At 65.9% G+C, this 12,463-nt stretch carries 12 protein-coding genes; 5 read left to right on the top strand and 7 right to left on the bottom strand.

All coding sequences use genetic code 11. From position 1 onward, the window contains the following. Positions 1 to 15: 15 nt before the first annotated feature. The 4 genes from purL to purC all read right to left on the bottom strand — a co-directional run bounded on the left by purL (position 16) and on the right by purC (position 4,329). Positions 16 to 2,229, bottom strand: a complete 2,214-nt coding sequence (gene purL / locus ACFFJ7_RS08205; RefSeq protein ID WP_377591713.1) for a phosphoribosylformylglycinamidine synthase subunit PurL — start codon at positions 2,227 to 2,229, stop codon at positions 16 to 18. A gap of 78 nt (positions 2,230 to 2,307) precedes the next feature. Then, complete coding sequence (gene purQ / locus ACFFJ7_RS08200) at positions 2,308 to 2,991, bottom strand: phosphoribosylformylglycinamidine synthase subunit PurQ (protein ID WP_377591712.1); 684 nt, start codon at positions 2,989 to 2,991, stop codon at positions 2,308 to 2,310. A gap of 1 nt (position 2,992) precedes the next feature. Continuing rightward, a complete protein-coding gene (gene purS / locus ACFFJ7_RS08195; protein WP_343042496.1) occupies positions 2,993 to 3,226 on the bottom strand; it encodes a phosphoribosylformylglycinamidine synthase subunit PurS in 234 nt (77 codons plus the stop codon). Between the two features lie 305 nt (positions 3,227 to 3,531). Continuing rightward, a complete protein-coding gene (gene purC / locus ACFFJ7_RS08190) occupies positions 3,532 to 4,329 on the bottom strand; it encodes a phosphoribosylaminoimidazolesuccinocarboxamide synthase (protein WP_166948745.1) in 798 nt (265 codons plus the stop codon). Positions 4,330 to 4,779: 450 nt separating this feature from the next. Between purC and ACFFJ7_RS08185 the strand changes: the two genes are divergently transcribed. Beyond that, entirely contained in the window at positions 4,780 to 5,103 is a 324-nt protein-coding gene (locus ACFFJ7_RS08185; protein WP_166948743.1) for a DUF1476 domain-containing protein, read from the top strand. Positions 5,104 to 5,167: 64 nt separating this feature from the next. Here ACFFJ7_RS08185 and ACFFJ7_RS08180 read toward each other — a convergent pair whose 3' ends face one another. Together ACFFJ7_RS08180 and ACFFJ7_RS08175 are read right to left on the bottom strand one after the other, a co-directional pair. Next, the gene (locus ACFFJ7_RS08180; protein ID WP_377591711.1) at positions 5,168 to 5,854 is read right to left on the bottom strand and encodes an alpha/beta hydrolase; all 687 of its coding nucleotides are present in this window, start codon (positions 5,852 to 5,854) and stop codon (positions 5,168 to 5,170) included. Positions 5,855 to 6,154: 300 nt separating this feature from the next. Further along, entirely contained in the window at positions 6,155 to 6,373 is a 219-nt protein-coding gene (locus ACFFJ7_RS08175) for a YdcH family protein (RefSeq protein ID WP_166948739.1), read from the bottom strand. Between the two features lie 264 nt (positions 6,374 to 6,637). Here ACFFJ7_RS08175 and ACFFJ7_RS08170 point away from each other — a divergent pair, with 264 nt between their 5' ends. Further along, complete coding sequence (locus ACFFJ7_RS08170) at positions 6,638 to 6,826, top strand: YdcH family protein (protein ID WP_166948737.1); 189 nt, start codon at positions 6,638 to 6,640, stop codon at positions 6,824 to 6,826. Between the two features lie 261 nt (positions 6,827 to 7,087). Beyond that, on the top strand, positions 7,088 to 9,034 hold the full coding sequence (locus ACFFJ7_RS08165) for a propionyl-CoA synthetase (RefSeq protein WP_377591710.1): 1,947 nt from the start codon (positions 7,088 to 7,090) through the stop codon (positions 9,032 to 9,034). A gap of 27 nt (positions 9,035 to 9,061) precedes the next feature. Here ACFFJ7_RS08165 and ACFFJ7_RS08160 read toward each other — a convergent pair whose 3' ends face one another. Beyond that, positions 9,062 to 9,706 carry a tetratricopeptide repeat protein gene (locus tag ACFFJ7_RS08160; RefSeq protein ID WP_377591709.1) on the bottom strand — a complete coding sequence of 215 codons (645 nt, stop codon included), beginning with the start codon at positions 9,704 to 9,706 and terminating at the stop codon, positions 9,062 to 9,064. A gap of 252 nt (positions 9,707 to 9,958) precedes the next feature. Between ACFFJ7_RS08160 and fliF the strand changes: the two genes are divergently transcribed. After that, entirely contained in the window at positions 9,959 to 11,614 is a 1,656-nt protein-coding gene (gene fliF / locus ACFFJ7_RS08155) for a flagellar basal-body MS-ring/collar protein FliF (RefSeq protein WP_377591707.1), read from the top strand. Further along, positions 11,611 to 12,399, top strand: coding sequence for a hypothetical protein (locus tag ACFFJ7_RS08150; RefSeq protein ID WP_377591705.1), 789 nt, complete (start codon positions 11,611 to 11,613; stop codon positions 12,397 to 12,399). The genes fliF and ACFFJ7_RS08150 overlap by 4 nt, the downstream gene beginning before the upstream one ends. The last annotated feature ends 64 nt before the right edge of the window (positions 12,400 to 12,463 follow it).

Raw genomic sequence — 12,463 nt, 5'->3', positions numbered from 1 at the left:
TCTGGATTCAAATCGTTATTCGGGTTTACTCATGTAATCCGGAAGCCACGCCTCATGCCGGGCATGCAGCCTCCCGAGCGATATGGCCCCTTCGCCCGCGATCTGCAACGCCGCTTCGTCCGCCGTCGCGCCGAGCCGACGCAGGGGCACGCCGGCAGCCTGGGCCGCGGCCGTCACCGCAGCCACATCCGCCTGCGCGACTGTGACGACATAGCGCGCCTGATCCTCGCCAAACCAGAAGGCGTGCGCTGGCACACCCGCCGGCGCGGCATCGAGCGTCGCGCCGATGCCCGAGGCGATGGCCATTTCCGCGACCGCCACGAGCAGGCCGCCGTCCGACAGATCATGCACGGCGCTGGCGTGCTTGTCGAGAATGAGGCCGCGCACGAAATCGCCATTGCGCCGTTCCACGGCGAGATCGACAGGCGGCGGCGCGCCTTCCTCACGCCCCACGATCTCGCGCAGGTAGACCGACTGGCCGAGCCAGCCGGCCGTCTCGCCGACGAGCAGGATCGCCTCGCCCGGCCGCTTGAAGGCAAGCGTGGCATGGACCGAGACATCCGCGACGAGCCCAACGCCGCCGATGGTCGGCGTGGGCAGGATGGAGCGGCCCTGCGTCTCGTTGTAAAGCGAGACGTTGCCGGAAACGATGGGGAAATCGAGCGCGACGCATGCCTCTGAAATACCCCGCAGGCAACCGACGAACTGGCCCATGACGTCGGGCTTCTCCGGGTTGCCGAAGTTCAGATTATCCGTTATTGCCAATGGCTTGCCGCCGACGGCTGTGATATTGCGCCAGGTTTCGGCCACAGCCTGCCGGCCGCCAGCCACCGGATCGGCCTCGCAATAGCGGGGCGTCACGTCCGTGGTGAGCGCAAGCCCCTTGGGGCCTTCGCCGATACGTACGATGGCCGCGTCGCCGCCCGGGATCTGCACCGTGTTGCCGAGGATGAGGTGGTCGTACTGCTCCCAAACCCAGCGCTTCGACGCAAGGTCCGGCGTGCCGAGGAGCCGCTCCAGCGCCTCAAGATCGGAGACGGGCGCGGCGACCGTCGCCGGGTCGAGCACCGGCTGCGGCACAGGCTCGTTCCAGGGCCGGTCGTAGAGCGGCGCCTCGTCGCCGAGTTCGCGGATCGGCAGGTCGGCCTTGACCTCTCCTTTATGGCGCACGACGAAGCGCTGCGTGTCCGTGGTGTGGCCGACGACAGCGAAGTCCAGGCCCCACTTGCGGAAGATGGCCTCGGCCTCGGCTTGCCGCGCGGGGTCGAGCACCATCAGCATGCGCTCCTGGCTTTCCGAGAGCATCATCTCGTAGGCCGTCATGCCTTCCTCGCGGCAGGGCACTGCATCGAGATCCAGCTCCACACCGAGGCCGCCCTTGGCGCCCATCTCCACCGCAGAGCAGGTCAGCCCGGCCGCGCCCATGTCCTGAATGGCGATGACGGCGCCGGTCTGCATCAATTCGAGGCAGGCCTCAAGCAGCAGCTTCTCTGCGAAGGGGTCGCCGACCTGCACGGTGGGGCGCTTCTCGCCGGAGTTCTCGTCGAACTCGGCCGAGGCCATCGTCGCACCGTGGATGCCGTCGCGGCCCGTCTTGGAGCCGAGATAGACGATGGGGTTGCCGACGCCCGCCGCCGCGGCGTAGAAGATGCCGTCCGCGCGCGCGATGCCTACCGCCATGGCGTTGACGAGAATGTTGCCGTCATAGCGCGTATGGAAGCCCACCGAGCCCGCCACCGTCGGCACGCCGAAGGAGTTGCCGTAGCCGCCGACACCCGCCACCACCCCGGCGACGAGATGGCGCGTGCGCGGATGCTCCGGCGCGCCGAAACGCAGCGAATTCAACGCCGCGACCGGCCGCGCGCCCATGGTGAACACATCGCGCAGGATGCCGCCGACACCCGTCGTTGCACCCTGGTAGGGCTCGATGAACGAAGGATGGTTGTGGCTTTCCATCTTGAAGACGCAGGCGAGCCCGTCGCCGATGTCGATAACGCCCGCGTTCTCGCCCGGCCCCTGGATCACCCACGGCGCCTGCGTCGGCAGCCCCCGCAGATGGAGGCGCGAGGACTTGTAGGAACAATGCTCGTTCCACATCGCTGACACGATGCCGAGTTCGGTGAAGGTCGGTTCGCGGCCGACCAGCTCCTTGAAACGGGTGTATTCGTCCGGCGTCAGGCCATGCTCGGCGACGAGCCCGGGGGTGATGGTCGGCTCTTTGGCGGTCATCGGAAGCTCACAATGTGACGCCGCGATTATCGCGACTTTTCAGAAAGTTACGTTAGCCTGCTCAACAAACGGACAAGCTCACGCCGCCAACAGGCTCTCGAACAGCCCGCGGCCGTCCGTGCCGCCGACGAGGTCGTCGATCAGGTTCTCCGGATGCGGCATCAGGCCGAGGACGTTGAACTTTTCGGAATAGACGCCGGCGATGTTGTTCAGCGATCCGTTCGGGTTGGCCTGCGGCGTCACCGCGCCCGCGCGGTCGGCGTAGCGGAACGCCACGCGCCCGTCGCCCTCGATCTGCGCCAGCGTCCGCTCGTCCGCGACGAAGTTGCCCTCGCCGTGGGCGATCGCGACGTCGATGGCCTGCCCCTGCGCATAGCGGCGCGTGAAGGCGGTGTCGTTGCGCTCGACGCGCAGGAACTGGCGGCGGCAGATGAAATTCAGGCCGGCATTGCGCATCAGCACGCCCGGCAGCAGGCCGGATTCACACAGGATCTGGAAGCCGTTGCAGATGCCGAGCACCAGCCGGCCCGTCGCCGCGTGGCTGCGCACCGCGTCCATCACCGGCGCGCGCGCGGCGATGGCGCCGCAGCGGAGATAGTCGCCATAGGAAAACCCGCCGGGCAGCACGGCGAGATCGGTGCCGGCGGGCAGGCTGCTGTCGGCGTGCCAAACCTTGGTCACGCTCGCGCCAGCCTGAACGAGCGCCTGCGCCACATCGCCATCGCGATTGGAGCCGGGGAAGATGATGACGGCGGCTTTCATGTCAGGCGTCCAACAATTCGATGCTGTAGTTCTCGATCACGGTGTTGGCGAGCAGCTTCTCGCACGCCTCGCCGAGCAGCGCCCTCGCGTGCTCCGGATCGGCTCCGGCGAGCGCGATGTCGAACACCTTGCCCTGCCGCACGCCGGCGATGCCCGCGATGCCGAGCGAGGCCAGCGCCCCTTCGATCGCCTTGCCCTGCGGGTCGAGCACCCCGTTCTTGAGGGTAACCGTCACGCGCGCCCGCGGCGCATGGCCGGGGGCATGCGCGGTCGTCTTCTGCGGGGCGGTGTGTTCTGCGGCGGTCATGGCTTGCTCCCTGTCGAACGGCGGTCCCCTCCGCCCTGCGATCCGTCTCTTGCAGATAGGTACGCGAACGGGGGCCTCAAGCCCCCGCTGTAGTCAATATTGATGCTGTTCGCAATCCACTGCGGCATTCGTCCCGCGCAATCCATCCGCGCGGCTGCCAGCACCGCGGAACTGTAGCGGACGTGACACCGTGCCGCGCCATCCTTCCGCGTCGCGCCTTCCGGCGCGGCGTGCTACTCCACCAGGCGGGGGGAGTCCCCGCGCGCGGGGTTCTCGCTCTCACCCAGGATGCCGAGCCGGCGCGCCACTTCCGAATAGGCCTCAACCAGGCCGCCCATGTCGCGGCGGAAGCGGTCCTTGTCGAGCTTGTCGGAGGACTTGACGTCCCACAGCCGGCAGGAATCAGGAGAAATCTCGTCGGCGACGACGATGCGCATCATATCGCCTTCCCACAGCCGGCCGGTCTCCATCTTGAAGTCGACAAGGCGGATGCCGATGCCGAGGAAGAGGCCGGTCAGGAAGTCGTTGACACGGATGGCGAGCGCCATGATGTCGTCAATCTCCTGCGGAGTGGCCCAGCCGAAGGCCGTGATGTGCTCTTCCGACACCATCGGGTCGTTCAGCGCGTCGTTCTTGTAGTAGAACTCGATGATCGAGCGGGGGAGCTGCGTGCCCTCCTCGATGCCGAGCCGCGTCGACAGCGAGCCGGCCGCGACGTTGCGCACGACGACTTCGAGCGGAATGATCTCGACCTCGCGGATCAACTGTTCGCGCATGTTCAGACGCCGGATGAAGTGCGTCGGCACGCCGATCTCGTTGAGCTTGGTGAAGATGTATTCGGAAATGCGGTTGTTCAGCACTCCCTTGCCATCGATCACCTCATGCTTTTTGGCATTGAAGGCGGTCGCGTCGTCCTTGAAGTGCTGAATGAGGGTTCCCGGCTCCGGCCCTTCATAGAGGACCTTTGCCTTACCCTCGTAAATACGACGGCGGCGATTCATCGGCGTGTACCGTATCTTGAGGAAATCCATAGGGTGCCGTGGCTCCGAATTAAACGATCCGCGGCTCGAAACAGGCGGAAAACCGGTCAGTGACTTCCGATGCCGGACAGGCGGCTTGCCGTCTGCCCCGCAACCTATCCGATCGCGCGCAAAAGCACAACGCCGGCCGGCGGGTCTGCGGCCCTCGTCCGTCCGTGCTTTTGGCGCACCGGAAATATATCATTATAATTTATTATGGTTAACGGCAAGTTATGGTTAACGGCGCCGTCCGGCACCATACTGTTTCCGCGACGGCGTCGCCGTTCTGTCATGCTGCCGTCAGACGGAACACGCAAATTTTCCGCACATCCCTGCCGGTATCTTCCGGACGTGAGTCGGAACGGGCGTCATCTGAAAATGCACTGGCCATCGCCCGCACGGCACATTATATCGACTGTATCCGCAGAGGATGTAGATGTATCTGCACGGGGAGCACGACCGATGACAACTTTTAACGATCGTCAGAAGGCAGAAGAGGCCAAGTTCGCCATCGACCAGGAACTTCGCTTCAAGGCCGTTGCCCGCCGCAACAAGCTGCTGGGCCTCTGGGCCGCCGATAAGCTGGGCAAGACCGGCGCGCAGGCGGACGAGTATGCCCGCTCCGTCGTGCTGTCGGACTTCGAGGAGCCCGGCGACGAGGACGTGTTCCGCAAGATCCGCGCCGATTTCGACGCCGCCGGCATCGAGCAGTCCGACCACCAGATTCGCCGCGAGATGGAAGCGCTGCTGGTGCGCGCCCACGCCGAAGTCCGCAGCGGCGCGTAACCGCGTCTCCCACCCGGCACCGTCCGCCGCCGTTTCGGGGTGGACGGAAGCCGGGGAGCCGGGCTCATGCCTGTTCGGGGAACGGCAGCCCGAAGGACGACGTCAGGAACAGTCCGCCGTGGCGCAGGCCGCCACCATCGATGCCATGGCCGATATGCGGCGAAAGATGCCATTGCACGCCGAGGCCCTCGCCGGCCAGCCGCTCGGCCGAGAAGAACAGCCCGTCCACCGGGATCACCTCGTCCGCCTCCCCGTGCACGAGCAGAATCGGCGGCACAGCCGCCGCGCCCGGCCGGGACGCGGGCTCCGCGCCGCCCCCGGGCGGCACCACCAGAATGCCCGAATAGCCGACAATCGCAGCCGGCGCGACCCTGCGACGCAGTCCGACGTGCAGCGCCATCATGGTGCCCTGGCTGAACCCGACCAGCGCCAGCCGGTCAGGCGTGAGCCCGTGGCGCTGCAGCTCCGCGTCGAGAAACGCCTCCAGCGACGGTGCCGCGTGATTGACGCCGCGCCAGCGCTCGTCAGGATCGCGAAAGGTCAGCGCGAACCATTGCCGGCCCATGCCGGACGCCGGACACGGCTCCGGCGCGTGCGGGGAGACGAAGGCCGCATAGGGCAGCCAGCGCTGCCATTCGCGTCCGATGTCGATCAGATCGTTGCCGTTCGCGCCATAGCCATGCAGGAAGACGACGAGCTGGCGGGCGTTGCCCGAACGTGCGGCGAGCCGCGGTCCGTCGATAATTGCCATGGAACCTCCGGTCGATAACGCATCAAGCCTATGAAACGGATACCGTTATCGGGATCAACCCGATGCATGGACTAGAGCATTTCCGGCGGAAGTGGAGACACCTTTTGCGTCCGGAATTGCATCAAAACAAGTAACATAGGCCATTGTTGCGTTTCAACGAAACGTAGAAATGGTCTGAATTCTATATTTTTCCGCAACTTGCATTCAATTTGACAACTCAGATTGAATGCAAACTGCTTTACGGAGACGTGCACGCGGGCGAAAATGGCGGCCTCGCTGCTCCGGCTCAGCGATGCGCCTTCAGGCGATGATATCGGGCGTCAACTGATCCTCAAGATAGGCGATGCGATCCTTCAGCGCGAGCTTGTTCTTCTTCAGGCGCTGCACCTGAAGCTGGAAAGCGGCCCCCTCGCCTTCAAGCGCGGAAATCCGCGCGTCAAGCTCGCGGTGCTCGCCGCGCAGCCGCTCAAGCTCGGCCGCCAGTATCGTGCGTTCTTCAGTATCCAGATCGAATGCCATCACCGCCCCGGCACTATCCGGATTGCGCCCACGTGCGGCACCTTATGCGAGGAAATGGTCGCGCCGCAAGGGTTCTTTGAACAGTTATGGACAGGATGACGCCATCCCCACATGAGGGTGCCGGAACGCCATTCCGGCCCCTGCTGCGCCGCACAATCGTTCTTGCGTGCGACATTTTTCTCCGTGCCGTGCGCGAATCGCGTTTGACCTTCCGTCGTTTTATGTCAGACTGACGACATCGGCAATCGGTATGGAGGTTATTCGATGTCCCTTGAAGGTCACCTCTTCGAATTGGAACGCCGTCACGAGTCAATCGAACGAGAAATCAAGACACACCTCACCAAACCTTACATCAATAGCGAACAGATAGCCGAGCTTAAACGCCGCAAACTTCAACTCAAGGATGAAATTACACGTATCTATTCCAGGAAGGATGGTCAAAAGCTTAACTGAAGCTTGACACACATCCGTTAGCGCCTGTGCCACCGCCGCGATAGAGACCGTCGCGGCGGACAGACAGCGCAGGCGTATACGCCAGCCGCAACATTCCGGATATTGCGCCCGGCCAGCGATAACCGACGAAAGTTGTAATCGCTCAAGGCTTGCGCGACATTTTCCATCCTCCTACGTTCCGCTGAAAGCGCGCCGGCCCGCTGCCTCACCGAATGCCCGGGCCGAGACCCGTCGCTCGAAGCTCAACGAGGGAGGAGAGCCGTGACCGCAGACAACACCCCATCATCGCCCGACGCCACGCCCGAAGGCGCCAACAGCGCTTATGCGCAGGCGTATGCCCGATGGCAGGCCGACCCGGAGGAGTTCTGGCGCGAGGCTTCCGGCGCCATAAGCTGGGTGCGCGCACCTTCCCGCATCTTCGACCCGCAGGAGGGCGTCTACGGCCGCTGGTTTCCGGACGCGACGCTGAACGCGAGCTACAACGCCATCGACCGCCACGTCGACGCGGGGCGCGGATCGCAGCCGGCCATCATCTACGACAGCCCGGTGACGGACTCGAAAAGGGTCATCTCCTACAACGGCCTGCTGAGCGAGGTGCAGACGCTCGCCGCCGTCCTCGCCGATCTCGGCGTCACGCAGGGCGACCGCGTGATCATCTACATGCCGATGATTCCGGAGGCCGTCATCGGCATGCTGGCCGTGGCGCGGCTTGGCGCGATCCATTCGGTGGTGTTCGGCGGTTTCGCGGCGCCGGAACTCGCGACGCGCATCGAGGACACAGAGCCCAAGGTCATCCTCACCGCCTCCTGCGGCATCGAGCCCTCGCGCGTCGTCGCCTACAAGCCCCTGCTCGACGAGGCGTTGCGGCTTGCCGACGCCAGGCCCGCGGTTCTCGTGTTCCAGCGTCCGCAGGCCCGTGCCGAACTGGTCGAGGGGCGCGATCACGACTGGGCCGGGCTCGTGGAGAGGGCCCGCGAAGCCGGGCTCTCCGCGCCGCCCGTCCCGGTCAAGGCGACCGATCCACTCTACATTCTTTATACGTCCGGCACGACGGGCAAACCCAAGGGCGTCGTGCGCGACACCGGCGGCTATCTGGTGGCGCTGGCCTGGACCATGAAGAACCTCTACGATATCAAGCCCGGCGAGGTATTCTGGACCGCCTCCGACATCGGATGGGTCGTCGGCCACAGCTACATCGTCTACGGCCCGCTCATCAACGGCAGCACCACTGTCATCTACGAGGGCAAGCCTGTCGGCACGCCGGACGCGGGCGCCTTCTGGCGCGTGATCGGCGAATACAACGTGGCGGCGTTGTTCACCGCGCCCACGGCGCTGCGCGCCATCCGCAAGGAAGATCCGCACAGCAAGCTGCTGCCGCCGTATGACCTGTCGAAGCTGCGCACGCTCTTCCTCGCCGGCGAGCGCGCCGATCCGGACACCGTGAACTGGGCGCGCGACACGCTGAAGATTCCCGTCATCGACCACTGGTGGCAGACGGAAACCGGCTGGGCCATCACAGGCAATCCGGTGGGGCTCGGCGTGCTGCCGGTCAAGGCCGGGTCGTCGACCGTGCCGATGCCCGGCTATGACGTGCGCATCGTCGACGAGGGCAACAACGAGGTGCCGGCCGAGACGATGGGCTCCATCATCATCAGGCTGCCGCTGCCGCCCGGCTGCCTGCCCACCCTGTGGCGCAATGATGAGCGCTTCCGCGACGGCTACCTCTCCGAGTTCCCTGGCGCCTACAAGACGTCGGACGCCGGCTTCAAGGACAGGGACGGCTATATCTTCATCATGGGCCGCACCGACGACATCATCAACGTCGCCGGCCACCGCCTGTCCACGGGTGGTATGGAGGAGGTGCTGGCGAGCCACCCGGCGGTGGCGGAATGCGCCGTCATCGGCATCGCCGACTCTCTCAAGGGCGAGGTGCCGTGCGGCTTCGTCGTGCTCAAGAGCGGAGTCACGGACAATCCGGCCGATATCGAGAAGGATCTGATCGCGCGCGTGCGCGAGCAGATCGGCCCGGTCGCCGCTTTCCGCCTCGCGATCACCGTGGGGCGGCTGCCCAAGACCCGCTCCGGCAAGATCCTGCGCGGCACCATGAAGAAGATTGCCGACGGCCAGGCGTGGTCGCTGCCGGCGACCATCGAGGACCCGCAGTCGCTGGATGAAATCGCCGAGGCGCTGAAAAGCCACGGCCTCTGACAAGGAAAAAGAACGGAGGCGGCTGCTCTACAGCGGCCGCCCCTCGACCGCGCTGCGCAGCTTCTCCAGCGCCGTGCGCGCCCCGTCGAGATGCGGGTTGACGGCGAGCGCCCGTTCATAAAGCGTAAGCGCGCCCTTGCGGATGCCCGTGCGTTCGAGGATTTCGGCGAGGGTTTGCAGCGCGACAAAATGTCGCCCGTCCCGCAGCAACACCTGATTGATATCCGCGACGGCCCGCTCGTCGTCGCCGATAGCGGCGAACACCTGCCCCCGCAGGGCATAGGCCTCCGTCCAGTCCGGCCTCAGGGCAATGGCCCTGTCGATCAGCTCGATGGCGAGGGCGGCGTCGTCGACGCCAAGCGCCGTGTGGGCGCGCGTCAGCAGCAGGTCGGCAGTATCGCTGCCTGAGCGCAGCCAGTTGCGGGCGATGGCCGCCTCGATCCGTTTCGCCTCGCGCGCATCCCGCGCCCCGGCAAGCTGCTCGTAGAGCGTGTCGAGGGCGCTCCCGCTTTCCCGCGAAGCATCGGGCGAGGCGACACCGTCGGCGCGCGCAGCAGGCGGATGACCCGCGCCCAACAGGGCAAGCGCTAGCAACGTCGCGCGCACCGGAAGGCCCGGCCCGCACTGAAACAGCTTCCTGATGGCGGCAAGCCGGATCGCGAAAATCTTCATGCGGCGATGATAGCGGCTTCAGGGCGTGTTGCCAGCCAAATCTGTGCGGACAACAGAGGCCGAACCTCGCGAAGCACGGAAAAGGCGCGGCAAGCAATGCCGGACGCAATCCCCAGACAAGGTTGCCGTGACAGCTTGGGCAACGCGCGTGAATCGCCGCGACGTTATCGGGGTTAGTAGACAGAATCTTGGTTAGCAAATGGTTAACGCCGCGCCCGTCGGGCTGATGAATGGTTTTTACGTGGGATGGCCATGACCGGTCGTGAGCATGCCGAGAAGCTGTGGGGCAATATCCGCGACCTCGGGGCGCGGCGGCTCGCCGCGCTTGCCATCGTCGGCCTGACGGTCTTCCTTGCCGTGGCGCTGGGCGCCTATTACCTCAGCCGTCCGGAGATGGAGGTTCTTTACACGGGCCTGAGCAGGGACGACGTCACGCGCATCGGGGCGGCCCTGCGCGACGGCGATATCCCCTTCGACGTCAGCGCGGACGGCACCAGCGTCTATGTCTCGCACGGCAATACGGCTGCCGCGCGCATGCTGCTCGCGGGCAAGGGCCTGCCGCAGAGCGCGAGTTCCGGCTACGAACTGTTCAATGATCTCGGCTCGCTCGGCCTCACCTCCTTCATGCAGGAGGTGACGCGCGTGCGCGCCCTTGAGGGAGAGCTGGCGCGGACGATCCAGACCATCAAGGGCGTCAAGGCGGCCCGTGTCCATATCGTGCTGCCGGACCGCGGCTCCTTCCGCCGGGAGCAGCAACCGGCCTCGGCATCGGTGGTCATCCGCACGGAGCCGTCCGACGACACGAGTTCGGCACAGGCGATCCGCAACCTCGTGTCATCGGCCATTCCGGGCCTGACCGTGGAGCGCGTGTCGGTGCTCAACACGGACGGCGTGCTGCTCGCGGCGGGCGACAGCCGCAGCGGCGTGGGGCCCGGTCAGGCGAACGCCACGGAAAAATCCATCGCCGCCGACCTGCAGGAGAACGTCAGGCGGGCGCTGACCCCCTTCCTCGGTCTCGACAATTTCGAGGTCAGCATCGCCGTCGACCTCAACACCGACAGGACCAGCACGCATGAGACGATCTACGATCCGGATTCGCGGGTGGAGCGGTCGACGCGCGCCGTGCGGGAGTCGGAGGCCTCCCAGAACGCCAACCAGCAGACGCCGGCGACCGTGCAGCAGAATATCCCGCAGGGGGCGCCGAACGCGGCACCGGGCGAGACGGCCAGCACCGACTCGAGCCGGCGCGAGGACGTCACCAATTACGAGATTTCGTCCAAGACGGTGCAGACGGTTCGCGAGGGCTACAGCGTCGAGAAGATGTCGGTGGCGGTGCTCATCAACCGCGCCCGCATCCGGCAGCTCATCGGCGGCGACCCGTCGCAGGAAGCCGTCGACAGACAGGTCGCCGAGATCGAGGCGCTGACGCGCTCGGCCGCAGGCTATTCCGAAAGTCGCGGCGACACCATCAAGGTGCTGGCGGTCGATTTCCCGGAGGACGGGCGGCAGCTCGATCCCTACCCGCCGCTGTCGATCACCGAACTCCTGCTGCGGCAGATGGGCAATGTCATCAACGCGGCAACCATTCTCGTCGTCTCGCTTCTGCTGATCTGGTTCGGCCTGCGGCCGGCGGTCAACGCCATTCTGGCCCGCCCGGAGATCAAGGGCGACGCCGAAGCGGTGCTGGCGCTGGACGATGCGTCCGGAATGGGCGAGGCGCAGCAGGGCACGCTCCAGGCGCGGCCCGCGCTGGCCGGCCCCGGCGAGGATTTCCATCTGATCGAGGACCTGACGGAAAGCATCCAGCGCAAGGCGCAAAAGAGGCTCGAACAGGTCATCGCTCTTGATGAAGACCGGGCCGCGGCCGTTCTGCGCGAGTGGCTCCATCGTGAAAGCGCTGCATCATGAAGACATCGCTCGCCGCCTGCCTGCCGGATTTCGATACTGACGACAGCTCCGGCTCCATCGCGGACTCCTCGGGCCCGCAGCCGGCGGCGCCGGCGGAACCCCCGCCTCCTGCCCCGCGCGCGGAGGCCGGCCGGTTGCCGCCCGGCGCCCGGATCCGGTCGGCCAGCAGCAAGCTGCGGTCGGTGGCACGACCGGCGGAGCAGGCCGGCGAGCCCTTCATTGCCCCGCTCATCGATCCGGCGCCGCCGGTCGATATCGAGGCTCTGCTGAAGGAACATGGCGACAAGGTGCGCAGGGAGGCGGCCGGAAAGGCCGAGGCCACGCTTGCCGAGGCGCTCGGCAGGGAGCGCGAGGCGCATGCCGGACAACTCGCCGAAGCCCGCGCACGGTGGGTCGCCGAGGAGTCCACCCGGCTGGCCGAGCGGATGACCGCCGCCCTGCAAGAGATCGAGGATGGCCTGTCCGGAACGGTGGCGCGGATGTTCACGCCCTTTCTCAAACAGGCCATTCGCGAGAAGGCGGTTGCGGCGCTGCACCGGACGGTCGCCGCCCTTCTCGGCGATGTGAATCATGCCAGAATCGAGATTTCCGGCCCAGGCGACCTGATCGATGCGATCCGCGGCGCCGTCATGGCAGGCGCTCCCGGCCACGCGGGGCGGATCGCCTTCACCGTCACGGAAAAGCCCGACGTCCGCGTGGTCGCCGGCAGCACAGTCTGCGTGACACAGCTCGATGTCTGGAACGGCCTCATCGAGGAGGCGCTGGGCGGGCATGCGGATACATAGAGCGGGAAGGCTGTCAGGCAAGAGATCGTCCTGCCCCTGCGCCCTATCGGAGTGAGCAGACGCG

The sequence above is a fragment of the Pseudochelatococcus lubricantis genome (assembly GCF_042432495.1).
Taxonomy (GTDB): domain Bacteria; phylum Pseudomonadota; class Alphaproteobacteria; order Rhizobiales; family Beijerinckiaceae; genus Pseudochelatococcus; species Pseudochelatococcus lubricantis.
This window is presented reverse-complemented; position numbering and strand designations above follow the sequence as displayed.

Coding starts and splice junctions, on each gene's coding strand:
- purL (WP_377591713.1), bottom strand. CDS start 2,229: ATGACCGCCAAAGAGCCGACCATCACCCCCGGGCTCGTCGCCGAGCAT.
- purQ (WP_377591712.1), bottom strand. CDS start 2,991: ATGAAAGCCGCCGTCATCATCTTCCCCGGCTCCAATCGCGATGGCGAT.
- purC (WP_166948745.1), bottom strand. CDS start 4,329: ATGGATTTCCTCAAGATACGGTACACGCCGATGAATCGCCGCCGTCGT.
- ACFFJ7_RS08185 (WP_166948743.1), top strand. CDS start 4,780: ATGACAACTTTTAACGATCGTCAGAAGGCAGAAGAGGCCAAGTTCGCC.
- ACFFJ7_RS08180 (WP_377591711.1), bottom strand. CDS start 5,854: ATGGCAATTATCGACGGACCGCGGCTCGCCGCACGTTCGGGCAACGCC.
- ACFFJ7_RS08175 (WP_166948739.1), bottom strand. CDS start 6,373: ATGGCATTCGATCTGGATACTGAAGAACGCACGATACTGGCGGCCGAG.
- ACFFJ7_RS08170 (WP_166948737.1), top strand. CDS start 6,638: ATGTCCCTTGAAGGTCACCTCTTCGAATTGGAACGCCGTCACGAGTCA.
- ACFFJ7_RS08160 (WP_377591709.1), bottom strand. CDS start 9,706: ATGAAGATTTTCGCGATCCGGCTTGCCGCCATCAGGAAGCTGTTTCAG.
- fliF (WP_377591707.1), top strand. CDS start 9,959: ATGACCGGTCGTGAGCATGCCGAGAAGCTGTGGGGCAATATCCGCGAC.
- ACFFJ7_RS08150 (WP_377591705.1), top strand. CDS start 11,611: ATGAAGACATCGCTCGCCGCCTGCCTGCCGGATTTCGATACTGACGAC.